At 33.7% G+C, this 25,360-nt stretch carries 24 protein-coding genes and 1 riboswitch; of the genes, 11 read left to right on the forward strand and 13 right to left on the reverse strand.

Features of this window, described 5'->3' with window-relative positions; translation table 11 throughout:
- Positions 1-373 precede the first annotated feature (373 nt).
- The 3 genes from ASD98_RS05670 to ASD98_RS05680 all read left to right on the forward strand — a co-directional run bounded on the left by ASD98_RS05670 (position 374) and on the right by ASD98_RS05680 (position 4,818).
- On the forward strand, positions 374-2,008 hold the full coding sequence (locus ASD98_RS05670) for an ABC-F family ATP-binding cassette domain-containing protein (protein WP_056201338.1): 1,635 nt from the start codon (positions 374-376) through the stop codon (positions 2,006-2,008).
- Between the two features lie 207 nt (positions 2,009-2,215).
- Positions 2,216-3,367, forward strand: coding sequence for a porin (locus ASD98_RS05675; protein WP_056203223.1), 1,152 nt, complete (start codon positions 2,216-2,218; stop codon positions 3,365-3,367).
- A 20-nt stretch (positions 3,368-3,387) separates the two neighbouring features.
- Positions 3,388-4,818 (forward strand): anion permease, encoded by a 1,431-nt coding sequence (locus ASD98_RS05680; RefSeq protein ID WP_056201341.1) that lies wholly within the window; start codon positions 3,388-3,390, stop codon positions 4,816-4,818.
- Here ASD98_RS05680 and ASD98_RS05685 read toward each other — a convergent pair.
- Positions 4,815-5,126, reverse strand: coding sequence for a GNAT family N-acetyltransferase (locus ASD98_RS05685; RefSeq protein ID WP_242412080.1), 312 nt, complete (start codon positions 5,124-5,126; stop codon positions 4,815-4,817). The genes ASD98_RS05680 and ASD98_RS05685 overlap by 4 nt on opposite strands.
- A 283-nt stretch (positions 5,127-5,409) precedes the next feature.
- Between ASD98_RS05685 and ASD98_RS05690 the strand changes: the two genes are divergently transcribed.
- On the forward strand, positions 5,410-6,069 hold the full coding sequence (locus tag ASD98_RS05690; protein ID WP_056201344.1) for a YqiA/YcfP family alpha/beta fold hydrolase: 660 nt from the start codon (positions 5,410-5,412) through the stop codon (positions 6,067-6,069).
- A 140-nt stretch (positions 6,070-6,209) separates the two neighbouring features.
- On the opposite strand, the gene ASD98_RS05695 is transcribed toward ASD98_RS05690, so the two are convergent.
- Entirely contained in the window at positions 6,210-6,647 is a 438-nt protein-coding gene (locus ASD98_RS05695) for a hypothetical protein (RefSeq protein WP_056201348.1), read from the reverse strand.
- A gap of 20 nt (positions 6,648-6,667) precedes the next feature.
- On the opposite strand from ASD98_RS05695, the gene ASD98_RS05700 reads away from it, so the two are divergent.
- The 4 genes from ASD98_RS05700 (at position 6,668) to ASD98_RS05715 (ending at position 11,413) form a co-directional block, all read left to right on the forward strand.
- Positions 6,668-6,859 (forward strand): hypothetical protein, encoded by a 192-nt coding sequence (locus ASD98_RS05700; RefSeq protein WP_128414786.1) that lies wholly within the window; start codon positions 6,668-6,670, stop codon positions 6,857-6,859.
- Between the two features lie 62 nt (positions 6,860-6,921).
- On the forward strand, positions 6,922-7,155 hold the full coding sequence (locus ASD98_RS05705) for a hypothetical protein (RefSeq protein WP_056201356.1): 234 nt from the start codon (positions 6,922-6,924) through the stop codon (positions 7,153-7,155).
- Between the two features lie 305 nt (positions 7,156-7,460).
- Positions 7,461-9,887 carry a hypothetical protein gene (locus ASD98_RS05710; RefSeq protein WP_082577798.1) on the forward strand — a complete coding sequence of 809 codons (2,427 nt, stop codon included), beginning with the start codon at positions 7,461-7,463 and terminating at the stop codon, positions 9,885-9,887.
- 104 nt (positions 9,888-9,991) lie between these two features.
- A complete protein-coding gene (locus tag ASD98_RS05715; protein WP_082577799.1) occupies positions 9,992-11,413 on the forward strand; it encodes a thioredoxin-like domain-containing protein in 1,422 nt (473 codons plus the stop codon).
- Positions 11,414-11,677: 264 nt separating this feature from the next.
- Here ASD98_RS05715 and ASD98_RS05725 read toward each other — a convergent pair whose 3' ends face one another.
- The gene (locus ASD98_RS05725; RefSeq protein WP_056201372.1) at positions 11,678-12,193 is read right to left on the reverse strand and encodes a hypothetical protein; all 516 of its coding nucleotides are present in this window, start codon (positions 12,191-12,193) and stop codon (positions 11,678-11,680) included.
- A 167-nt stretch (positions 12,194-12,360) separates the two neighbouring features.
- Here ASD98_RS05725 and rpmH point away from each other — a divergent pair, with 167 nt between their 5' ends.
- Entirely contained in the window at positions 12,361-12,522 is a 162-nt protein-coding gene (gene rpmH / locus ASD98_RS05730) for a 50S ribosomal protein L34 (protein WP_008464848.1), read from the forward strand.
- A gap of 147 nt (positions 12,523-12,669) precedes the next feature.
- On the forward strand, positions 12,670-15,525 hold the full coding sequence (gene carB / locus ASD98_RS05735; protein WP_056201375.1) for a carbamoyl-phosphate synthase large subunit: 2,856 nt from the start codon (positions 12,670-12,672) through the stop codon (positions 15,523-15,525).
- 207 nt (positions 15,526-15,732) lie between these two features.
- Here the strand turns inward: carB and ASD98_RS05740 are convergent, their stop codons facing one another.
- The 5 genes from ASD98_RS05740 to ASD98_RS05760 form a co-directional block, all read right to left on the reverse strand.
- A complete protein-coding gene (locus ASD98_RS05740) occupies positions 15,733-16,140 on the reverse strand; it encodes a hypothetical protein (protein ID WP_056201378.1) in 408 nt (135 codons plus the stop codon).
- A 145-nt stretch (positions 16,141-16,285) separates the two neighbouring features.
- Entirely contained in the window at positions 16,286-16,822 is a 537-nt protein-coding gene (locus ASD98_RS05745) for a DUF4252 domain-containing protein (RefSeq protein ID WP_056201381.1), read from the reverse strand.
- A 2-nt stretch (positions 16,823-16,824) separates the two neighbouring features.
- Complete coding sequence (locus ASD98_RS05750) at positions 16,825-17,352, reverse strand: DUF4252 domain-containing protein (protein WP_056201384.1); 528 nt, start codon at positions 17,350-17,352, stop codon at positions 16,825-16,827.
- A 17-nt stretch (positions 17,353-17,369) separates the two neighbouring features.
- The gene (locus ASD98_RS05755) at positions 17,370-17,825 is read right to left on the reverse strand and encodes a hypothetical protein (RefSeq protein WP_056203231.1); all 456 of its coding nucleotides are present in this window, start codon (positions 17,823-17,825) and stop codon (positions 17,370-17,372) included.
- Positions 17,812-18,321 (reverse strand): RNA polymerase sigma factor, encoded by a 510-nt coding sequence (locus ASD98_RS05760; protein WP_053474321.1) that lies wholly within the window; start codon positions 18,319-18,321, stop codon positions 17,812-17,814. The genes ASD98_RS05755 and ASD98_RS05760 overlap by 14 nt, the downstream gene beginning before the upstream one ends.
- A gap of 161 nt (positions 18,322-18,482) precedes the next feature.
- Between ASD98_RS05760 and ASD98_RS05765 the strand changes: the two genes are divergently transcribed.
- The gene (locus tag ASD98_RS05765) at positions 18,483-19,955 is read left to right on the forward strand and encodes a S41 family peptidase (RefSeq protein ID WP_056201387.1); all 1,473 of its coding nucleotides are present in this window, start codon (positions 18,483-18,485) and stop codon (positions 19,953-19,955) included.
- Between the two features lie 71 nt (positions 19,956-20,026).
- Here ASD98_RS05765 and ASD98_RS05770 read toward each other — a convergent pair whose 3' ends face one another.
- The 5 genes from ASD98_RS05770 to ASD98_RS05790 all read right to left on the reverse strand — a co-directional run bounded on the left by ASD98_RS05770 (position 20,027) and on the right by ASD98_RS05790 (position 25,324).
- Complete coding sequence (locus ASD98_RS05770) at positions 20,027-21,067, reverse strand: YncE family protein (protein ID WP_056201388.1); 1,041 nt, start codon at positions 21,065-21,067, stop codon at positions 20,027-20,029.
- Between the two features lie 5 nt (positions 21,068-21,072).
- Entirely contained in the window at positions 21,073-22,923 is a 1,851-nt protein-coding gene (locus ASD98_RS05775; protein WP_056201391.1) for a TonB-dependent siderophore receptor, read from the reverse strand.
- Between the two features lie 27 nt (positions 22,924-22,950).
- Positions 22,951-23,153, reverse strand: a riboswitch (cobalamin riboswitch).
- A gap of 66 nt (positions 23,154-23,219) precedes the next feature.
- A complete protein-coding gene (gene cobC, locus ASD98_RS05780) occupies positions 23,220-23,756 on the reverse strand; it encodes an alpha-ribazole phosphatase (protein WP_056201394.1) in 537 nt (178 codons plus the stop codon).
- Positions 23,741-24,526 carry an adenosylcobinamide-GDP ribazoletransferase gene (locus ASD98_RS05785; RefSeq protein WP_056201397.1) on the reverse strand — a complete coding sequence of 262 codons (786 nt, stop codon included), beginning with the start codon at positions 24,524-24,526 and terminating at the stop codon, positions 23,741-23,743. The genes cobC and ASD98_RS05785 overlap by 16 nt, the downstream gene beginning before the upstream one ends.
- 366 nt (positions 24,527-24,892) lie before the next feature.
- The gene (locus ASD98_RS05790) at positions 24,893-25,324 is read right to left on the reverse strand and encodes a transposase (protein ID WP_056201400.1); all 432 of its coding nucleotides are present in this window, start codon (positions 25,322-25,324) and stop codon (positions 24,893-24,895) included.
- Positions 25,325-25,360 lie beyond the last annotated feature (36 nt).

Consider the following 25,360-nt stretch of genomic DNA (forward strand, 5'->3'; position numbering starts at 1 on the left):
ATGAGATAATTTTTCAACCCGGCAGGTTTTTAAAACCTGTCGGGTTTTGTTTTTTGCATATTAAACTTAAACTGGACTGAAGTCCGGCCCTACAATATAATTTATTCCTTCGGAACTTAAAGAGCCTTGGGCTCGAGCTATATTGTAGGGCCGAACTTTAGTCCGGTTAAAAAACAGAATCAAAGCATTTTTGTTTTGCCATGGTTTTGAAAATTATCACATCTTCTAATTGCCACATTCTCAAAATTATCTAATTAATAAATTGCCACATTTTCTAATTGCCTAATTATCTAATTAATCTATCTTTGCACCTTCAAAAAAACACTTGCTAAGAAGTCTAATAATCTAAGCAGTCTAAAATCTAAAAATCTAAATGATTACAGTTAACGATATTTCGGTTCAGTTTGGTGGAACTACATTATTTAGCGATGTTTCTTTTGCTATCAATGAAAATGATAAAATTGCCCTTATGGGTAAAAATGGTGCGGGAAAATCGACACTTTTAAAAATTATAGCAGGTCAAAGCAAACCTTCTACCGGAAGTATTTCGACGCCAAAAGATGCAGTTGTAGCTTACTTGCCTCAACATTTGTTGACAAAAGACGGTTCGACTGTAATGGAAGAAGCTTCAAAAGCTTTTGGCGAGATTTTTAGAATGAAAGCCGAAATTGACGAAATCAACGAGCAATTAACCGTTCGTACTGATTATGAAAGTGACGAATACATGAAATTAATCGAAAGAGTTTCGGACTTAAGCGAAAAATATTATGCTATTGAAGAAGTAAATTACGAAGCTGAAGTAGAGAAAATTTTAGTTGGTTTAGGTTTCGAACGTGAAGATTTTACAAGACAGACTTCTGAATTTTCAGGAGGATGGAGAATGCGTATCGAACTTGCAAAAATCTTATTGCAAAAACCGGATTTGATTTTATTGGATGAGCCAACCAATCACATGGATATTGAAAGTATTCAATGGTTAGAAGAGTTTTTGGTAAATTCAGCAAAAGCAGTTGTAGTTATTTCGCACGATAGAGCGTTTGTAGATAATATTACAAATCGTACAATCGAAGTAACAATGGGAAGAATTTACGATTATAAAGCAAAATATTCTCATTATTTAGAATTAAGAAAAGACCGTCGTATTCACCAGCAGAAAGCGTACGACGAACAGCAAAAAATGATTGCTGATAACAGAGCTTTTATCGATCGTTTTAAAGGGACATTTTCAAAAACAGATGCTGTTCAGTCTCGTGTAAAAATGCTTGAAAAACTAGAAATTGTTCAGGTTGATGAAGTAGATACTTCTGCATTGCGTTTAAAATTCCCGCCGGCAGCACGTTCTGGTCAATATCCTGTTATTGTAAAAGAAATGTCTAAATCGTATGGAGATCATGTGGTTTTTAAAGATGCAAATATTGTAATAGAACGCGGTCAGAAAGTAGCTTTTGTTGGAAAGAATGGAGAAGGGAAATCAACCATGATTAAAGCGATTATGAAAGAAATTGGCGTTGATTCAGGAAGCGTTGAAGTTGGGCATAATGCGCAAATTGGATATTTTGCTCAAAACCAGGCTTCATTATTAGATGAAAATGCAACCATTTTTGAAACAATCGATGCCATTGCAGTTGGGGATATCCGTACTCAGATTAAAAATATTTTGGGGGCATTTATGTTTCAGGGAGACGATATTACAAAAAAGGTTAAAGTGCTTTCAGGAGGAGAAAAAACACGTTTGGCAATGATTAAATTATTGTTAGAGCCCGTTAACTTGTTAATTCTGGATGAGCCTTCAAATCACTTGGATATGAAAACAAAAGACATTATTAAAGATGCTTTACGTGATTTTGACGGAACATTAATCTTAGTTTCGCATGATCGTGATTTCCTTGACGGATTGGCAACAAAAGTATTTGAATTTGGAAACAAACGAGTAAAAGAACATTTTGAAGATGTTGCAGGTTTCCTTGCTCACAAAAAAATGGACTCAATGAGAGAGATCGAAAAATAAAATGTTCTAAAATAAGAACTGAAAGGCATAAGTTAATTCTTATGCCTTTTTTTGTTCGTGTTAAATATGTAAAAGTGTTTTAATGCAATAATTTTTACAAGACATTAATATTTTTCCTATTTTCGTAAGATATTTCCAATTTCCTTTTAGTTGTTTTTAGGTTTTTTCAAACAATCAGCTAAGTTCAATTTTTTATTTCTGGAGCGTATGAATACACCTTTACTAATAAGAATTGCTTTTATCCTTTTTTTAATACCACTTATCACGAATTCACAAACTGCCGAAACTCAAAAGGCGGCCGATTCAGAAGAGGGTGTTAAGTATCCCCAATTTCAGTTTAAAGGACTTTTTCAGGCCAGATATCTCGAAAGTTTTGGCGATAATGTCGATGTTATGGGCGTTCACCATTCTACGGGCGACGTAACCCAAAGTTCCTTTGACATTAAAAGAATGCGTGTGGGGCTAAATACAAAATTAAGCGAAGCTACAGAAGTTGTAATCTTAGTAAACCTTGCCGATTTTAAATCAGATACAAAAGGTAAAGTTCTCGAAAATGCCTATGCAAAGTATACCTTCAATAAATACATTGCCTTTTTAGGAGGACAGTTTCGGCCGGCTTTTGGTATTGAAGAGTTAGTTCCGGTTGATATTATAAAATCTTTTGATTTCTCGAATCAGTATTATGAGTTTGGAAAAAATGGCTGGACAAGTTTTCAAATCGGAGCCTCTGCAACCGGGAATTTTGATCTTGGTAAAATTCCTGTAAATTATTCTGTTTCAGTTTTAAACGGAAATGGGAAAAATCAAGAAAAAGACAATGACAATGGCAAACAATATTCTTCAAGATTGGTTTTTGAATTATCAAAAAAGCATAAAATTAATCTCGGTTTAAACGGCGGTATCGGTAAATATGCTAAAGAAAAAGTGTATGCTTTAGGTGCAGATATTACCAGCGATTTTAAACTTACAGACCGTTTTACTTTTGATTTGCAGATAGAGTACAAGCAAGGAACAAATCATAATTTATATTTTTCTTTGCCTGTTGATGCCAGAACAGCTGATGTTGCTGACTATCAAATGCGTGGTATTTATTTCCTGCCCAATGTGAGATATCAAATCGATTATAAAAAATTAACCTCCTTAGAAGCATCCTGTCGTTATGAAAGATTTGACCCCAGTTATAAAGTCGATTCAAACGTAAGGCAGACTTATACCCCTATGATAAGTCTTGAATTTGGAAAAAACTATACAGGTCGTATAGAAATGGGGTTTGAAATAGACCGTTTTGACCGAAATATCCCGGATACATCGACCTATAATGATAATTTATTTCTAATTCAGTTTCAGTGCAGGCTGTAGTTTAATTTAATTCCAAAACCATGAAAGAAGTACAAATTCCTCAAACCCTGATTACACTTGCAGTTGGAGCAGCAATTTGGTTTATTCCTGCGCCAAACGGAGTTGTGCCCGAAGCCTGGCATTTGTTTGCCATATTTGTTGCGACCATTTTAGGAATTATTCTAAAAGCCGCCCCAATGGGGACCATGTGTATGATAGCCATTGCCTTAACCGCTTTTACGCAGGTTTTAGCACCCGGCGATCCGGGAAAATCAATTACACTGGCATTAAAAGGATTTGGGGACAAAGTAATCTGGCTTATTGGAATTTCGTTTTTTATAGCCCGCGGATTTATAAAAACAGGTTTAGGAAACAGAATTGCTTTTCTATTCATTCGAATATTCGGGAAAAGCTCCCTTGGTTTAGCCTACGGTTTAGGTCTGGCAGATTTGGTTTTGGCGCCTGCCGTACCAAGTAATACAGCTCGTGGCGGAGGAATTATCTATCCTATAATGAAATCAATGTCAATGAGTTTTGGTTCTTTGCCGGAACAGCCTGAAACACATCGAAAACTGGGTTCATATTTAACATTGAATTGTTACAATATGAATTTAATAGCCTCCTCTATGTTTCTTACCGGAACAGCGAGTAACCCCATGTGCCAGAAGTTTGCACTTAATCTCGGAATAAAAATAACATGGATGTCCTGGGCAGCTGCGGCAATCGTACCCGGATTGTGTGCCTTTTTTGTTATTCCGTTTGTGCTGTACAAGATTTACCCACCAGAGCTGAAAAAGACAGGAGATGCGCCGCAAATTGCCTCTCAAAAATTAAAAGAAATGGGGCCAATCACCAAAAACGAATGGATGATGCTGCTTACTTTCTTTATTTTATTATTTCTTTGGATGACCGGCGATTTGTTTTCTATTGATGCCACTACAACAGCCTTTATTGGTTTAGTAATTTTACTGCTTACTTCAGTATTAACGTGGGATGATGTAAAAGCCGAAAAAGGAGCGTGGGACACTATCGTGTGGTTTTCGGTATTAGTAATGATGGCAAGTTCCTTAAACGAATTAGGTTTTATTAGCTGGTTTAGCAATCTTATAAAAGCCGAAATTGGCGGATTGAGCTGGCAGATGGCTTTTCCTATCATTATATTAGTATACTTTTTCAGCCACTATCTCTTTGCTAGTGCAACAGCGCATGTGGCAGCAATGTATGCAGCGCTTTTGGGTGTTGGGGTTTCATTGGGGATTCCGGGACTACTTCTTGCTTTTATGCTTGGTTTTGTGGGATCCATTTACGGAACATTAACCCATTACGGACATGGTCCGGCTCCCGTTTTCTTTGGGAGCGGATATGTCGATTTAAAAAGCTGGTGGGTCAAAGGTTTAATAACCGGACTTATAATGCTTTTTATTTATATGGTAATTGGCGGATTATGGCTTTGGGTAATCGGTGATTTTTAAATCCTGATTCCCGGTGGTAATAAATCTTTGTACTTTGGGTTTTTCTTGAAAAAAGTAGCAATTTTTGGGTGAATAGGCACAACTCTAAATTTTTTCTCTGTGCTTAATTCCATAATGTTTTTTAGCAGAGTGTCGATTACAGGCTGGTTTTCAAAATTTTCAGGTGTATTGATTTTGGTTAAAAAAATCTTTTTTTCCTGAAAAGAATACTCAACGCTTAATAATCCTTCAGGGACCACGGTTTCAAATTGTCTTGCAAAAGTGTTGTCTTTGATTTCCATAGTTTCGGTAGGTTCCATATTTGTCATGTTTTGGGGTAGGTTAAAAATATTAGAAAAAGAACGAAAAATATAGTCAGCTAAAATCTTTTAAAAGGATGTTTAGCTGCGAATGATTTGGAATGCAAAGGTAATCATTTGATTTTCAATATGAAATTATTTTTTAAGCATCGTGTTCATTGCAAAATCATTTATTTTCACAACTCAATTTGTTTTAATATGCAATTATGGTGTGCGATTTGCTGTATATATTATTAAAAAAAGTAAATTTAGCTTGAAATTAAAACCTATAGTTGTAATTCCATTTTAATCAATGAGTAAAATACCCGTATATTTTATGCCTGGTCTGGCGGCTAGTCCTGCTATATTTGAAAGAATCAAATTAGATGAATCTGTTTTTGAAACATGTTTATTGGAATGGGAAATTCCGCACCCAAAAGAAGCCTTATCAGATTACGCACTCCGAATTTCGAAAAATATCAAGCATGAAAATCCGGTGTTAATTGGCGTTTCTTTTGGAGGAATTTTAGTGCAGGAAATTGCAAAACATATTGAGGCTAAAAAAGTAATCATTATTTCGAGTGTAAGAAGTAATGTAGAATTCCCAAGAAGAATGAAAATAGGGAAGAAGACAAAAGCTTACAAATTGATTCCTATGAAGCTGATTTTGAATATAGAAAGTCTGGCGAAATATTCTTTTGGAGAAAAAATCAATAAACGAATTAAACTATACGAAAAGTTTTTAGCCGTTCGCGATCTTAACTACCTGCAATGGGCTGTAGAATCTGTTATTTTATGGAATAGAAATGAAGTTGACGAAAATGTGATTCATATTCACGGCGATCAGGACGAAGTTTTTCCTATTAAGTATATCAATAGCTGTATTGTTGTAAAAGGAGGAACACATATTATGATTCTTAATAAATTCAAATGGCTGAATGAGAATCTGCCTTCGATTATATTAGAGGAGTGAGTAAATAATTGATAATTTACAATTGATGATTAATGATTAATGATTGTTTTGTCTTCCTGAGCGAAGTCTAAGGGCGTGCGTGAAATACTGTAATAGAATTATAAGTTATTTTTTTTATTGTGATGAATGAATCATCGTTACTACAAACCTTTCTTTTTTTTAAGTTCTTTGTTAAGCCACTCAATTTTTTCATCTTTCAGAGCGATAATTTCAAGTCTTGCTTCGGCTAATTCTTTATAATTAATATTGGCTTCAGTGCTGCCACTGCTCTTTAACATAGATCCCTCACCGGTTAAAAGCCAGTTCGCATCAATATCTTTATATCTTGCCAGTAAATTAGATATAGGAACCATTCCTGCATTAGTTCTTTTTTTACAAATTTCTGTAACAAGCGAAGTGCTAATATTTAGTTCTGTAGCAAAACTTTTAATATTTGAAACAACCTTTGCTTCTTTTAGATATTCGTAAATAATTAGAAATCTTGAGGTTACATCGTTCATTGCAGGAAAATTACAGATTTTTGTGTTTTGTAAGTTTTTTACACAGTTTTTTGTGTATATTTGGATATTATTTAGCATTCAAAGATAAACCTTTTGTTATGACAATCGAACAAATTAAGGAAAAAACGCTGTATGGTGATTATACCTTGCTTGGTCAGGTTATGGGAATTAATGCCCCTGCAGCAAAAATGAGATTTTTTAGAGGAGATGAAATTGCGAAAAAAGCGTTACTTAAAATAATTGCAAATCGCGAAGCTCTAATCAAAGAATTTCAAAATAAAACAAAATAGGCAGCATAGACTGACTCCCCAAGAAGTAACTGCTGTCAGAGTAAAATTAAGATCATTAACAAATGAAAATAAGTAAGGCAATGGATAAAAGTAAGACAAAAGTTTATAGCTCCTATGATGCGAATATTTTAGAAGCCTTGTTTGTAAAGTATGGTCTGTCAAAATATTACATCCGTCAATGTGTAAAAGGAACTGTATATGGAATAAAGCCGGACAGCATAAAAAAAGATTATGAAACAATGGAAAAAGCACACAAAGATGTTATTATGAATCTTATTCAGACAACACTTAAATAAGCAAATCAATATATCAAGAAAACCAAAAAGTTATTATACTCCTTTATCAGCCTTAAAGCCCCAAGTTTTATAAGCAGATAATATTAATATGCCTGGTTAAGTTAATAAAACAGGCAGACCTTTCATCTTTATAAGCCGTATTGACAAGATTCAATAGTGCCTATTTTTTACTCAACAATACCACAAATACCACAAAATATATACGAATATCCAAAAAGGATATCGATCAGGTATGTCTTTTAATCTGCTATTCGATGAATAACAGTTAGAAGCGAGCCGTTTTAAATAATTAAATAAATTAAAAAATGAAGAAAAATCTATTTTGTATGTGGCTTCTCCTTCTGGCCATATTATTTTCAGTAAACATGCAGGCTCAAATGACGATAGGGGGCAAAAAAGAACCTGAGGCTTTTTCAGTTCTTGAACTGCTTAATAAAGGCGGACTCCGAATGCCTCAAATGACAACTGCACAACGTAATTCACTTGCAGTACAAGGTAATAGTAAAGGCGAAGGTCTTACGATTTATAATATAGATGACAAATGTTTACAGTTCTGGACTGGTGACAACTGGACAGAATGTAACCCGGTATTAATTGCCAAATTTGAAACTAATTGTGCATCAAGCGGTATTAAAGGAACTTATTATAAAGATACACCCGTAACAAATAATGAATATCTGGAACTTTCTGTGGTAGTAAAAAAAGCAGGATCTTATACCTTTGTGGCAGAAACACAAAATGGTGTTCGTTTTTTCCTTTCCTCTATTATCAGCACAATAAGTGCAGTTCCTCAGCTTATTAAAGTCCCTGCTTTTGGTACGCCTACAGCAACAGGAACATTTAATTACAACTTGCTTGACCAGTCAGGTGCGGCAGTTTGTACGCCAATGCCGGTAACAGTAACAGAAAACAATGCTGAATTAAATTTAAGCTGTGGTGAAGCACAGGTGAGTGGTGCTTTTAATGAAGGTAAGCCGGTAACCATTAAGGACCAGATAATTTTAAAAGTAAATGTTACTACAATTGGTAATTATACTTTTAAAACAGCAGTAAATAACGGAATTTCATTTTTGGCAACAGGAGTTTTTTCTTATCCGGGAGAACAAATAGTTACTTTGCGTCCAACGGGTACACCAACATGGAAAGCCCCGGATGGTATAATTCCTTTTGAAATTTTAAATAAAGATGGGGTTTCTTACGGATGTACAGTAAATGTGCCTGTAACAAGTGCCAGCGCAGGGTTTGATGTAGTAGATTGTACCAACAATGTGGTGGTTAAGGGTAATTATTCTATAGGTAAAGAAACCATTCCATCACTTAATTATATCGAATTAAAATTGAATGTTACCAAACCGGGACCTTATACAATAGAAACAGAAACCAAAAATGGTTTATCATTTAGAGTTTCGGGTACTTTTGCTGCGGCAGGATCGCAAACCATACAAATACCAGCATCTGGTATTCCTGATATGGTTGGTACAGTTGTATTCAACCAGTTTAAAGAACTTGTGTCAGGAACAACCCTTTGCCCTAGCGTGAATGTTAATGTTCAGGCAGTTGTTGGTTGTTTTGCGGCTGTAGGATCAGCTACAGGAACCCAGACAGGGTCTTGGGCAAAAAACGTACCTTTAACAGGAGCACAGTATACAGTAACTTTGGCAGCGAGCTCAACAGGACCTTATACTTTACAGGCATCAGGATCAGGCATGACTTTGACGGCTTCAGGAACAGTTGCGACGCCTGGTACACAAAACATTACAGTGACATTTACTGCATCCGGAAATCCTTCAGTTAGCGGAACTATTCCTCTTACTATTAAAGGAAGCTGTGGCGATGTAACTACTATCAATGTAACTGTGGCTGATGGTCCCGGAGATAAAACAAACCCGGGTAAATCTTGTAAAGATATTTTAATTGCCACTGGAAACACAGCAGCAGACGGCGAATATTGGATTAATCCAACGACTCCTGGTACCGCAGGTGCTGCAAACGGTTACAAAACACTATGTGATATGACTGGAGGAGGTTATACTTTGATTTATTCATTTTCTGAAGATACAAACTGGAATAAATATACATGGACAGGATATGTTGAATATTATGGAGGCTACACTAATTTGAATGTAAGTAACTATTATACAAGTTCAGGAAGCAATAATCAAGCAGGATATCATTATAAAACCGGTGACGTTATAGAATATGATGAATATAGAATTCCTAATGCAGATATGCTTGCCATTAATCCAGGAGCAGGCCAATATAAGTTACGTGTTGCATCAAATGCAGGAAAAAATAGTATCGGAGACGCAAGAGCTAACGCAAATTATGTAACATTTACAACAGTTGCAGGTGCTGATCCAAGAATAGATTCATATATTCAGCGTGGAGTTGCAGGAGAAGGAAAAATAGCGGGAGTACCTTTTACGATGACAGCAAGTGCAAATGGTACTAAAGGAGATGGAACTTATAGTGGTGCGTCAGGTCACAGGTTTGAGTTGGTTCAAACTGGTTCAGATGCTATGCGAATTGACTGGTTTGGTAACCCTAATGTATCAAGCTCTAGTACATGGGTAAATTTATTTGGTTATTTTGATGGTGATGATAGTTCAGCAAGAGGTGCGCAGTTAAACGACCATTTCTCAAAATGTGTTAATGGAAATAGTATTTGTAAATCTGATGGAAATCAAGCCAGAACAGGTAATAATTATGTATTACAATATTTTGTTAAATAATTTTAGCATGATAATCATATATTGAATAAAAGGAAGATCACTTGTTAATTCAAGTGGTCTTTCTTTTTATTTGATTAAACTATAAAACTAAACACGGTTCAGTTATGCGTATATTTCAATTCATTCAAATAGTTGTAATATCAATTATATTTACAATGATGACCAATGCTCAGTCATCAATAGTGCTGGAAAGCAGTCAGCTTAAAAAAAATGATATATGTGTTTTTTATAAGATTATAAATGGCGCTCTAACAAAAGGTGATACAGTTTTGGTTACTACACCGGGGAGTTTGCAGCTATCTTCTAAAACTCCTTTTATACAGGGACAGTATTTTGTAGAAGTGCCAAAAGAAGTCCATAATGGCATTGTAGAACTGTTAATAGAAAATAATAAAAACAGCACCTTTACGGTCTCATTTGATGCGTTGTACAATACTGTTCTATTTAAGGATAACCCAATTAATGGAGTTTATTCTGCTTATTTGGGTACTGTAAAATCAACAGAAGATCAAATTCAAAAATTGTACACTAAAGGAACTGCTGTGAATATCACGGAAAGTGGAAAAGAAAAAATTAATATTCAGATTAAGGAGCAGCAGAAAAAAATATATGATTTAGAAATTAGTCTTATAAAGCGTTATCCTAATACGCTTCTTAGCGCCATAATAAAAAGTAACAATCTGCCTTTAATGCCTGGAAGTATATTAGAGAATTACATTGTAGATCCCAAAAGTTCAAATTATAAAGAAATTACAAATTTTTTGCGTGAAAACTACTGGAAAGGTGTGGATTTTAAGAGTGATATTTTGTTGAATACGATGTTATTGCCTTCAAAAGCAAAAAAGTATATTTCTTTATTTGATAAAAATGATTCTCAATTAAATGAAGTTGTTAAGGAATTATTAGATAAAAGTGCAGTCAATCCGTTGGTTTACCAAGTTATATCGGATGCTCTTTATAATAGTTTTAATAAACCTGTTTACATTGATAATGATGAAAATATTGCTGTTGCTATTTTAAAAAATGCTCAGGAACAGTCTTTTGTGCCTGATTGGAAAAAACAATCGATCGAGCAGCAAATCCTTATTCATCAAAAGAATATGATAGGATCAAAAGCAGTGAATTTTACATTGAAAGATGCCTCAGATACAAAATATGTTTTAAATGATGTGAAATCAAAATATACAATTTTGTTCTTTTTTGATCCTGAATGTTCACATTGCATGGAAGTAATTCCCAAAACGAAAGGATGGTTTCATGTTGACGGGCCTAAAGACGCTCATGTATTAGCGATTTATATCAATCATAATGAACAGGAATGGAAAAAATATGTGAAAGAAAACACATATCCTCAAAGATGGCTCAATCTGTGGGATAAAAACGGAGAAGAAAAGATTCAGGAAAAGTACTGGATTCAAAGCCTTCCTACAATATATGTTTTAGATGAAAATAAAAAAGTTATTTTAAAGGATGTCAACTATAAGCAATTAATAAATTTTTTCAGCGTACAAAATCAGAATAGGTAAAAATCACAAAACTAAATCTATTATGTAGCTGAATAAAAAATCTTTTTGTTAGTTTATTAATGATTGATTATGAATTAGTTTTTTTTGGATCGGGAGAAGGAGACGAAGATAACTCTCAAAGTAACTCCATAGTACAACTCAGACCCGGCAGGTTTTTAAAACCTGTCGGGTCTCTTTGCGTTGAAACGGTGCGTTTTGTGACAACAAAAAAAATCCCAAACTCTTTTGGAATTTGGGATTTTAAATATTTGAATTTTAAAGAATTTAGATTTTCTTCATTTGTTCTTTCATCAATGTGATCTGCTCTTTCAGCATTCCTTGTTTGTCTAATTTTTTAGCTTCGTTAAGTAGATTAGTTGCCTCAAGTTTTCTTCGGCGTGACATAGCAACTCCCGCAAGGTTTAATTTTGCAACCGCAAGATCCATATCCATTGATAGTCCCAGTTCGATTGCTTTTTTGAAATGTTTCTCGGCCTGATTAAGATTCGTTTGAGAAAGCATAATTCCGTGAAGGTAATTAAAGTACCCTTGTTGTTTTCTTACTAAAGCAGTTTCAGGATTTTTGATGTATGCTAACCATTTTTTAGCGCCTTCAAAGTCTTGTTTTCTTAATTTAAGAAAGGCTAAAAGGATAAATTCATTTTTAAAATAAAGAAAAATAGGAATTGCAGACAATAATATAAGGAAGATACCATTGCCGGTTTCTTTATCTATAATTTGCCAAACGCCAGCTATTATAAGAAGTCCGGCTAAAATAAGTTTGATAATTTTATTAAACATAATTCATGTAAATTTGTGATTGCAAATATAGTAAAATGAATTAAAAATATTTTTATAAAACTACTTGCCAGAAAAAAAAGTCTTTGTATATTTGCACTCGGTTTTTGAGCAACACTATTCAAAAACAGAAAAACAGATAATAGACACCATTTTAAAGATACAAAGCAATGAGCAAAAGAACATTTCAACCATCGAAAAGAAAAAGAAGAAATAAGCACGGATTTATGGACAGAATGGCTTCTGCGAATGGAAGAAAAGTTCTAGCGCGTAGAAGAGCAAAAGGAAGACATAAATTAACTGTTTCTAGCGAGCCTAGACACAAAAAATAATGTTTGTATAAACATACATAAGGCGATTACTTTTTTAGTATCGCCTTTTTTTATACCTTGTCGGTAAAAAATTTCGCAACATTCTAGTTTAGAATAGACTACGAATGTTTTTTCAAAGTACTTTTATAACTACACAATACATATACAATGCCTAAAGACACATCAATAAAATCAGTTTTAATAATAGGTTCAGGACCTATTGTTATTGGTCAAGCTTGCGAATTCGATTATGCGGGATCTCAATCTGCACGTTCGATTCGTGAAGAAGGAATTGAGGTTATCTTGATAAACTCAAATCCAGCGACAATTATGACCGACCCAACTATGGCCGATCATGTTTATTTGAAACCACTAACTACAAAATCGATTATTGAAATTCTAAAGGAACATCCACAAATTGATGCAGTTTTGCCAACAATGGGAGGGCAGACCGCTTTGAACTTGTGTTTGGAAGCTGAAGAAAAAGGAATTTGGCAGGATTTCGGAGTAAGATTAATTGGAGTTGACGTAAACGCAATCAATATTACCGAAGACAGAGAGCAGTTTAAACAGCTTTTAGAAAGAATAAATGTACCAACTGCACCTGCAAAAACAGCTACTTCATACTTAGAAGGAAAAGAAATTGCTCAGGAATTTGGTTTTCCGCTTGTAATTCGTCCATCGTTTACACTTGGAGGAACAGGAGCTGCAGTAGTTTACAAAAAAGAAGATTTTGATGAGCTTTTAACTCGCGGACTTGAAGCATCTCCAATTCACGAAGTTTTAATTGATAAAGCTTTAATGGGATGGAAAGAATACGAATTAGAACTTTTAAGAGATAAAAACGACAATGTTGTAATTATCTGTTCTATCGAAAATATGGATCCAATGGGAATTCATACCGGAGATTCGATTACAGTTGCGCCGGCCATGACTTTATCTGATACAACTTTCCAAAAATTACGTGACTACGCTATCTTAATGATGAGAAGTATCGGAAATTTTGCCGGAGGATGTAACGTACAATTCGCAGTTTCTCCAGACGAAAAAGAAGATATCGTAGCCATCGAGATTAACCCTCGTGTATCTCGTTCTTCTGCTTTAGCATCAAAAGCGACTGGTTATCCAATTGCTAAAATTGCTTCTAAACTGGCTTTAGGATACAATTTAGATGAATTACAGAATCAAATTACAAAATCTACTTCGGCTCTTTTTGAACCAACTTTAGATTATGTAATCGTAAAAATACCACGTTGGAACTTCGATAAATTTGAAGGATCTGACAGAACTTTAGGTCTTCAGATGAAATCTGTAGGTGAGGTTATGGGAATCGGACGTTCTTTTCAAGAGGCGCTTCACAAAGCAACACAATCTTTAGAAATTAAAAGAAACGGTCTGGGTGCTGACGGAAAAGGATACAAAGATTACGAACAAATTATCGAAAAACTTACATATGCAAGCTGGGACAGAGTTTTTGTAATTTACGATGCTATCGCAATGGGAATTCCGTTGAGCCGTATTCATGAAATTACAAGAATCGATATGTGGTTCTTGAAACAATACGAAGAATTATATGTTTTAGAGAAAGAAATTTCAAACTATAAAATTTCAAATCTTCCTAAAGAATTATTACTTGAAGCAAAACAAAAAGGTTTTGCAGACAGACAAATCGCACATATGATGAATTGTCTGGAAAGCGAAGTACATTCTTTGCGTATGGAGAAAAGCATCAACCGTGTGTTTAAACTGGTTGATACTTGTGCGGCTGAGTTTAAAGCTAAAACACCATATTACTACTCAACTTTTGAAGCAGAAATCGAAACAGCAAATGGAGAGCGTTTTGTTGACAACGAAAGTATCGTAACAGATAAAAAGAAAGTGATTGTTCTTGGTTCCGGACCAAACAGAATTGGACAAGGAATCGAGTTTGATTATTCTTGTGTGCACGGAGTTTTAGCAGCAAAAGAATGCGGTTACGAAACGATCATGATTAACTGTAATCCTGAAACAGTTTCGACAGATTTTGATACAGCAGATAAATTATACTTCGAACCAGTTTTCTGGGAGCATATTTATGACATCATCCAACACGAAAAACCAGAAGGTGTAATCGTTCAGCTTGGTGGTCAGACTGCACTTAAATTGGCGGATAAATTATCTAAATACGGTGTAAAAATCATCGGAACTAGTTTTGATGCGCTTGATTTGGCAGAAGACAGAGGAAGATTCTCAGATTTATTGACAGAATTACATATTCCTTTCCCAAGATTCGGAATCGCTGAAACGGCAGACGAGGCTTCGAATTTAGCAGACACTTTAGATTTCCCGCTTTTAATTCGTCCTTCTTATGTATTAGGAGGTCAGGGAATGAAAATTGTAATCAACAAAAAAGAGCTTGAAGAGCACGTTATCGATTTGTTGAAAACAATTCCAGGAAACAAATTACTTTTGGATCATTATTTAGCCGGAGCAATCGAAGCTGAAGCGGATGCAATCTGTGATGCTGATGGAAATGTGTACATCATCGGAATTATGGAGCACATTGAGCCTTGTGGAGTTCACTCTGGAGATAGTAACGCTACATTGCCTCCTTTTAACTTAGGGGAATTTGTAATGCAGCAAATTAAAGATCATACGCATAAAATTGCGAGAGCATTAAAAACAGTTGGTCTAATCAACATTCAGTTTGCAATTAAAGATGATACAGTTTACATTATCGAAGCAAACCCAAGAGCTTCAAGAACGGTTCCGTTTATTGCAAAAGCTTACGGAGAACCTTATGTAAACTACGCTACAAAAGTAATGTTAGGACACAATAAAGTAACTGACTTTGATTTCAATCCGCAATTAAAAGGATATGCAATCAAACAACCGGTTTTCTCTTTCAGCAAATTCCCGAACGTAAACAAAGCATTAGGTCCGGAAATGAAATCAACAGGAGAAAGCATCTTGTTTATTGATGACTTAAAAGACGATCAATTCTACGAATTGTACTCCAGAAGAAAAATGTATTTGAGTAAATAATCTCAGATTCTATTATAAAAGAAAAGCTCCAATGTAAATTGGAGCTTTTTTATATGGAAATATATCAGAATTATTTCTCTACTACATCATATCTGTAACTAAAAGTACCTTCAGTTACTTTTGTTGTAACAGGATTAGTAGCGCTAATTGGTTCATCATCATCATCTACGCAATTAAATGAAAATGTTCCGGTTACTTTTTTAGCAGTTAAGTCAATTGCTGTAATTGATACTGAACCATAACAGGATATTGACTTTTTCCTTTAGTGTTGAATGAGATTTCAACTTGTGTTTTAGATGCGTCAAAAGTGTTTTTTGTTATAGGATATGTTCCAACTTTTAGATCGCTTCTCTTGATATAAAGTCTAATTTCATCTACAAAATTACTGTTTCTTCCTTGTAAAAGAATATATTCTTCTGCCGGATACATATCAAATAATGTTTTTGTAGCATAATCTGAACCAAACGGATTTTGCATTTCCCATAATGTACCATCAACTTTTGCTGTCATTGCATATTTTGATGTTTCTGGGTCTTCCGGGTTTTCGCTGTTATCGCTTGAACAGCTGTTTAATGCTAAAAGTAAAAATAGAAAAAGGATTTTTGGTGTTTTCATTATTGGTATTTAAGTTATATTAAAAAGTAAAAACAAATGAATTTCTTTTAACATTTAATTTGTAAGATTATAAAAAATGTATATTATACAATAAAAAAAGCTCCCATTTAAGGAGCTTTTTTAGTTTAAAAAGTAAGATGTTTTTTTATTTAACCAATTGCTGTAAAGGTTTCAATTGTTCCATATCTATTTTTGATTCTTTCAAAACAGACATTAAAGTCATAATGTTATTCGGGTTCATGTTGTTTCCTAAAACACGAACAACGGCAAAACCATTTTCTTTTCTGTTTGCAAAAACTATGAATTCTTTGATGTTTTCATCAGAGCCGACATAACTAATTGATGCGCCGTCTTTACCGGAACCAACTTTCATTAATTCCTGATATTTTGGGTCTTTTAATATTGCCTTAACCTTATTTCGTTCCGCTTCAAATTGGACCTGATTTTTATCATTCGCTTTAAAAGCTAATATGTTCATTTTGTCGAATGAATTTACCGCTTCTTTTTGCTCTGCAGACAATTTAGTACTGTCTAGATTTAAAATAGTAGGCGAAACATCGAGTGCAATAAAGTCTTTTTTGTCTGTGTTTTCGACAAAATACTTTTGCAGTGAAGGCTCAGAATTACAACTTACAAAAGTTAGTAACGCTAAAATGGCTGTGGTGAAAACGTTGATTTTCATGATTATCTTTTGCTTTTAGAAGCTTTTTTTAAATCAGTTCCGCCAGGAAGCTGCATTTTGTCTGTAAGTACTGAGATTTCATTTAAATCAAAATTACCTGTAAGAGACAACAAAACAGATTCTTCACTTTTTGCTCCGTCAATAAACATTAGCAATTCTTTTACCTGCGTATCTGTAGCTCCGGATTTTACTAATATTTTTACGTTTCTTCCGCTGTCGTTTACTCGCATTAATTCTTCTAAACCGGCAGATTTTACATATTTATCTGCAGAAGCTTTCATGTCTGCTTCGATTTTAGGGTTCTTTGTTGTAAATACTTTTAAGTAGTCTAATTTTTTAATCAGATTTATGTATTGCTGTGTTTCTTTGTCAGAAGCATCAACTTTTACTTTACTCATTAAATCAAACATTTTTTTATTTACAATTACTGACGTTACATCGTCCTGACCGTCATATTTGTCAAAGGCGCTTTGTGCATAAAAAGCTTGTGTAACGAATGCGAAAACTAGTGTTATGATGAAATTTTTCATTTTATTTTTGTGTTTAATTACTGTTTAAAAATTTTGTTTTTTGATTGTTCATATTCGCCAATGTATTGTACACTTTCAATACCTACATTAACATTGTTTGACAATAGAGCCAAAGCTTTTTGCGTTGCTGCCAGAGCTTCTTCGGGATCGTCGTAGGTTCCTAATTCTGACTGCGCGACAACCGGAGTTGTTTTTTCGCCTGCAAAATAATAGGTTCCAATTCCTAGTAAAACAACTACTGAAGCTGCAATCGATAACCACGCCACTTTTCGTTTATTAGTTTTTAGTGGGATTTCCTGCGTTGATTTTTGTTGTTTTACCTGAGAGAAATAACCAAAAATGGGTTTGTACTGCTCCAAATGCTGCGCAACATTTGATGAAGAAAAATAGTCTTTTAATTGATTTTCTTCGGCAATAGTGGTTTCTCCCTGAAAGTATTTTTCTAATATATTTTCTATTTTATCTAATTCCATAACTGTGTGCATTTACCATTGATTCTCTTATTTTTTTTCTCGCTCTCGAAAGCGCTACCCGAATTGCTGTTTCGTTCATATTAACGATTTTTGCAATTTCTTCAAATTCATATTGTTCAACATCCCGTAACTGAATTAATATTTGAAGCTGTTCCGGCAGCTGATTTATAATTTTCCCAACCCATTCTAAACTATCAGCATCTTCTAATTTCCGGTCTAACTGCGGCTCACGATCTGTAAAATTATTATGAACGATCTGGAGGTTTCCGGCTCTTTTAGATTTTAACTGATCTAAACAATAATTTTTTGTCATCGTCATTGCCAGTGCTTCAACATTATTGTAAGTGTCCAGATTCTCTTTTTTATTCCATAATTTTACCATTACTTCCTGAGTGGCATCTTCGGCTTCTTCGGTACTGGTAAGCAATCGTTTTGCCAGACGAAAAACTTTGTCTTTAAAAGGATTAACTAATTCTATAAACACATTCTGGTTCATAAATTAAAAGGTTATTCGTTAGCTTATATAGTCAAGACGAGCCACAATTATTTTTGTTACAGGAATAATGTAAAATTTTTTTAGGCAAAAAGAATACTACTTAAAACTAAAGGTAGTATTTTTACGTTAATACTATACCAAGACACCGAAACCTAATTTCTATGAAACCAATTTTAAAGTCAATACTATTTTTATTTGTATTAACATTTGCTTTGCAATCTTGTGAAGATGAGGATGATGTAAGGGCTCCTGCAAAATTACAGGTGAATGATTTTATTTGGAAAGGACTAAATGAGGTTTATTTATGGCAGGCAGATGTGCCTAATTTAGCCGATGATCGTTTTAGTTCTCAGCAAGAATTAAATTCTTTTTTAGCCGGATATTCTAATCCCGAAGACTTATTTCAGGATTTATTAAATAAACCGGTAAGCAAATATCCAAGTAATGCTATTGATCGTTTCAGTTGGATTGTAGAAGATTATACTGTTTTAGAACAAGAACTTAACGGAATCACTAAAAATAATGGTGTTGATTTTAAACTTACTAGAGTTGAAGAAGGATCTAATGATTTAGTAGGTTATGTTCGTTATATTATCCCGAATTCTGATGCTTCTGGTAAAGATATCAAAAGAGGAGATTTATTTACAGGTGTAAATGGAACTAAACTAACCGTTTCAAATTACCAATCGTTATTATTAGGAGCTGATACTTATACTTTAAATTTTGCCAGCTCTAATGGATCTTCTTTTGTTTTGAATGGAAAATCACTTTCATTAACTAAAACAATCTTAGAGGAAAACCCGATTTTAATTAATAAAGTAATTACATCCGGCAGTCATAAAATAGGTTATTTAATGTATAACGGTTTCTATCAGGAATATGATGCGAGATTAAATGAAGCTTTTGGCGAACTAAAAGCGCAGGGGATAACTGATTTTATTTTAGATTTAAGATATAACGGAGGAGGTTCTGTACGATCTTCAACCCGTTTGGCAAGTATGATTACCGGGCAGTTTGAAGGAGAAATATTTTCGAAAAGACAATATAATTTCAAACTAATGGCTGGTTTGACTACAGAAGACCTGGAGTCTTTAAACGAAAAATTTGTAAGTAGTTTTGATGGAAATGCTGTAAATAGTTTGAATCTGGCAACGGTTTATATCCTAACAACTTCCAATACAGCATCGGCAAGTGAATTGGTAATAAATGGATTAAAACCGTATATCAATGTGGTGCAAATAGGTGGAACTACTATTGGTAAAAATGTAGGTTCATTTACGGTTTATGATTCACCAACTTTTACAAAGTCAAATGTGAATCCAAATCATAAATATGCAATGCAGCCTTTAGTATTTAAAATTTCTAATGCTGCAGATTTTGGGGATTATACAGGAGGCTTGGTTCCAACATATGTTCAATATGAATATATTAATAATTATGGGGTTTTAGGTGACCCTTCAGAACCATTACTGAATTTAGCAATTTCTAAAATTACAGGTTCTGCAGCTAAGAGAATCCAAAATGATCATAGTGTAGTTTTACCAGATATAAATGATTCTAAAAAACTCAACGGATTACGAAATGAGATGTATTTAGAAAATGCTCCTAAAGAGCTTCTAAGAACATTGAGATAAATAAAAAAAAGGCTTTCAGTAATGAAAGCCTTTTTTTTCCAAAAACAAATAAAAACTAATTCTAAAATAAATTAATCGTTAAAATAAAAGCCGTTTGGACCCACTCCAACAGTTAATTCTTTTTGTAAACTTCCAGTTAAACTGTAAATGTATGCTTTACTGTCAGCCTTAAAGTCTCCGCTGTCAGCTAAGTAAATGCGGTTGTTATTAACTGCAAATCCGTATAAATAACCCAAACTGGCAGTTACTATTGCAGTTGTTGAAGCTTCAGTTGCACTTGTACTGATAGCGTAAACTGAATTTCCTACTGTATAATAAATTTTATTTTCGTAAACATCTAAAAATGCCGCTCCGTCTAATGATTCAGGGAATGTGATTTTAGAAACAGATTTGTCTGATAATTTTACTTTTACAACTTCGCTTCTGTCTCCATAAGGGCCTCTTAAGATATATAAAGTTCCGTTTTCTTCTTCTATTGTATCTGCACTTGAACCAATTACGACAGGAGTTTCTAATGCTTTTGTTGCAATATTTACCACTAATAATTTATCACTATTGTAAGGTTCAGTAATATATAATTTACCGCTTTCTTCTACAAGTCTGTTGCCTGTTGCGTTTAGGTTAATTTTAGACTCGTATGTGTTTGTAGCTAAATTGATTATAGCAACATAATCATCAGTATTTCCGTTTGGATTGTTTGCAGAGAAATAAGTATTAGCATTTGTAACATAAGCTTTACCATCTTTTACAACGCCATATCTTGGGTTAGCAAGTCCGCTGTCGATTTTAGCAATTAATTTAAATGTGTATCTGTTTACTACATTTATAACATTTGAACCACCTGCGATAATATAAGCTCTGTCTCCGTCAAAAAAGATATTTTGAGCATATTTTCCAAGCAAATCTGTTCCGTTTGCAGCAGTGTAAGCATCTTTAGTGAAAGCACTGAAATCATCGCTTGAAAAAGAAACAGTTCCTTGTCCTGCACTTCCTTCATTTAAAATGAAAAAACCATTTTCATATTGCCCTTTTTGATCGTCATCGTCATCACTCGAACAAGAAACGAATAACGAAACGCTAAGTGCTATTAAAAGTAATTTACTAAGTTTCATAATTATTAAAATTTTAGAGTTAAATACATATTGAAATTTCGACCCGGCATTGGTCTGTCTTCCAGACTTTGATAATCTTCATTGAAGATGTTTAAAACCTGAAAACCAAGTTTGAAAGAGTCTAGGAATTTAAAATCATAATCGATTCCGAGATTTGAAACCGTGTAATCGTTTATAATTTCATCTGGATTATTATCTGCTCTTGTATAAACAAAACCGTTGTAAAGAAATTGATAATAAGCAGAAATCCTATTTCGTGAATAAGCGACTGAAGCCGTTACTTTATTAAATGGAACAAAAAACAACTGCTTTTTAGTTGCTTCATCTTTTGAAACAGTATAAGCATAAGAAGCATTTGCACTTAAATTATTTTTGCCGAATTGTTTTTTCCAGCTCAACAAAGTTTCAGCACCATAACTATTAACATTATCTTTATTTATAGGGCTCCAAATACCGTTTTTACCAGGAACCCATTGCAGTAGATCTTTAATTTTAATGTAATAGAAAGTCTGTGTAAGCGAAATGTTTTTAAAAGTAAACACGTTTCCAATTTCGGCCTGATAGGAACTTTCAGGTTTTAAATCCGGATTGCCGCCTTCGTCCCAATACAAATCATTATAAGTCGGAATTCTGAAGTTTCGTGATACATTCAGTTTGAAATTGTACAATTTACTAAACTGATACGAAGATCCTAAAGAGAATAAAACCGGAGATTTGTAATTATTTGTAAACTCTTTTCGAACGCCGAGTTCGTTTTTCCATACTTCAGAGAAATCTTGTTTAACCAATAATCCTGCGGAACTAATTTCGCGCACGTGATCACCAAAACTGCTGCCGTAACCTTTAGTTCTGTTGTAATCTAAGATTCCATTTATTTGAGTTGATTTTAATAACGTATATCCTAAATCAAGTTTTGTAATTAAACTTTCAGTCTTTCCGTAAGTGTAAATATTACTTGAATTATCAGCAAAATATTGATAGTTTTCAAAGATATATGCCGTTTTGAAATTGGTTTTAAATTTTCCAAAATCACCGTCGTATTCTAATAAACTTCGATTGAAACCATTTACATATTTGCTTTTCGTTTCAGTTTCTACAATCAAGGAAGTATTTCGGTCAGTATTTGAAATCTGACTATAAAGTTTTAAGGTGTTTTTACCATCAATTTTATAACCAGCATTGGCACTCATGGTTATAACATCATATTGTCCATTTTGGTTCCAGCGTTGTTCGCCACGCCACGTATAACGGTTTAAATATTTGTAATCGTTTGTGGAGCTGTTTTTAGAAAAACCAATTTGTGCGCTCCATTTTTCGTTAGAAATATTCGTTTTATAATTTATTCCGATAGTGTTGAAACTTCCATAATCGAATTTTAAATTATTCTCAAACCGATTATAGAATGCCAAATCGTTATTTAAATGCACGGTTCCTCCAATTGCACCGCTTCCGTAAATAACGCTTCCGCCGCCGGCTTTTATACTAATAGAATTATAATCAGAACCCGAAATCGTATTAAAATCGGTGCTTCCGTTCATTTGCGAATTAATGTTGATTCCGTTCCAGATTACAGCCGTTTGAGAAGAAGTTGTTCCGCGAAAAGAAACAGTAGAAAGCATTCCACGTCCGTATTCTTTAAAATAAATGGTAGAATTGAAATTTAGAAGATCAGTCAATAAAGCTTCATTTTTATTGATAATCGAATCACTAAGTTTTAAGACTGATTGTGAATTGGAGTATTTTTTTAGATTTGCATCAGAAATTACGACTTCCTTTAATTTAATAGAATCGCTCTGCGCCGAAATAAATTGGCACAACATTAAAAGTAAAAAAGCAAAACGTATTTTTAAAGTCATAATTTCTACACTCTTTTTCCCGAGAGCTCGATATTTTGTTATAAAGGCAGGTCTCCTGGCTTGCGTCTTGTTGTTTACCTTCCCATTCGCCGGGGCGAGCAGTGGTTTTGTAGTTTACAACAAGCATTCTTTCTAGAACTAAGCTTACAGTTGCGGGAACAGCTCAAGATTTTACTTGATTCCCTTTTAATGTGTTTTATAAAAACACAACCTTAATTTGCTGCAAAGATAAAGTTAAAAATATTTATTATTCAAATTTGTTTTACTTTTTGTGTCAAATTATAAACAAAACCTAATTAATATTTAATTTTTATGACTTGTCCAAAATCAACTTTATTTTGAAAAGCCTCTTTTAAGGGCAGTGAAGTTTGATGACATAAGATGCTTCTAATAATTCCGGCATGAGCTACAATGATGATTGCCTCTTGGATTTTCTGCGAAATTTGTTCTGCTAAAAAATCACCAACTCTTTTATGTAATGCTGTAAATGATTCGCCATTTAAAACGGGAATGTTAACAAAATCTTCCATCCACGAATTTAATTGTTCTGGCGGAATTTCGTTCCAGTTTTTCAATTCCCAATCGCCAAAATTCATTTCTTTCAATCGGTCATCTTCTTTATACGAAATTGTTTTTATGTTCTTTTGAATGTGTTTTGCTAAAATAGAACAACGTTTTAAGGGGCTTGAAAAAATAATAGCCTCCGAAGGTAACTCAGAAATAATCCGGTCAAAAATTTCATCAAAAGGTTCAGCAATATTTACATCAGATTGTCCGTAACAAATTCCTTTTTCGCAGATGGTTTCGGTGTGGCGAACTAGATAAATTTCCATATAAAAAGAATACTTAAATAATAAATAACTTCGCAGACTTGCTGTGTTGCGCCAAGACAGTCTCCTGTATAACCACCAATCCATTTTTGAAAATACCGAGCCAGAAAATATCGGGTTATAAAAACAGGAATTATAGCTAAAAGAATTTTATAATTGAAATAGGAGAGAACAAGAAGAGGAACTAGTCCGAAGAAAAAAGATCCAAAAATTTCTTTCCAGCTATGATTTTTAGCAATTGGTTTACTTTTGCTCGAAGCATCATCACGAGAATATTGATGTGTAAAAATAATACTGATCGCCGCCAAACGGCTTAAAGAATGTACAGAAATAAATAAAAGGAAAATTAGTAAATTGTTATTAGTGAAAAGTAAAATAGATTCTGAAAGCAATTTAAATTTTGCCAGAAAAAGTAAAGCCAAACCAATGGCTCCATAAGCGCCAATAGCGCTGTCTTTCATTATCATCAGAATTTTTTCTTTGGTCCAGCCGCCCCCAAATCCATCGCAGACATCGGCAAATCCATCTTCATGAAAGGCGCCGGTTGTTAGGACTGAAATAATAATTGCAAAAATAACAGCTGTTTCTGTTGAAAGGAAAAGTGAAAAAAGAAAAAAAGCCAGAAATGAAATTGATCCAACAATCCAGCCGATAAAAGGAAAATATCTTGTTGCTTTATTTAAATAATCGGGATCGTGAGTAATGTTTTTTGGACAAGGAATTCTGGTGTAGAACATTAAACAGGTAAAGAAGATGTGTAGTTCTTTTTTCATTAAGGTTGTGGTATTTGGCTAAAGCCCTTTTTGGGGCGATTTTTTATTCCAACATCTAAAGATGTTGGCAATTGATTTTTGTGCTGTTTTTGTTGATAGTTTATTCTTTCATATTTAATAGGTAATTGAAAATAAAAAAATGTTTAATTGCCTCCAGATTTATCTGGAGGTTTCAAAAATGTTATGCCTAAAAGGCTTTAGCCGAATTTGCTATTTGCTAAAGCCTTCTTTAGAAACGACATTTCTATATCAACATCTAAAGCTGTTGGCAATTGATTTATTTTAATTTATAAATTCAATTGCCTCCAGATTTATCTGGAGGTTAATAATAATTATTGGCTCCTTCTGGGCTTTAGCCAAATTCCATCAAGATATTTTAAATCCAAATTTGACAATAAATTCATCATATTCCTCTTGAAATGTTTTCTTTTTATGATGTTTTTCTTGATTTATAATATAATCTCTCACTTTGCCAACGATAGATTCTGAAACTGAAACCGCAAAATATTCATCCTGCCATTCAAACTTTTCTCTCGTCAATTGATTTTTATTAATCCAGTATGAAGATTCGCCTTTTAATAGTTGTATTGTTTTTTGAATTGTCTGATTATTTCCAAGTGAAATCAAACAATGGCAATGATCAGAATATCCACTAATATAATCCAGATATATTTCTTTTTTTAATGCATTTTCTTTTATGTGGTGCCAAATTTTTTGACGCAACTCGTTCGAATTTAAAAATGGAAACCTATTTTTTGTGCTCCAAACGCAATGAATATAAACTTTAGTAAAAGGCATGTATGATTTTTTAAAATAATTTCAACTTATGATCCA

Source organism: Flavobacterium sp. Root186 (genome assembly GCF_001428525.1).
Lineage (GTDB): Bacteria > Bacteroidota > Bacteroidia > Flavobacteriales > Flavobacteriaceae > Flavobacterium.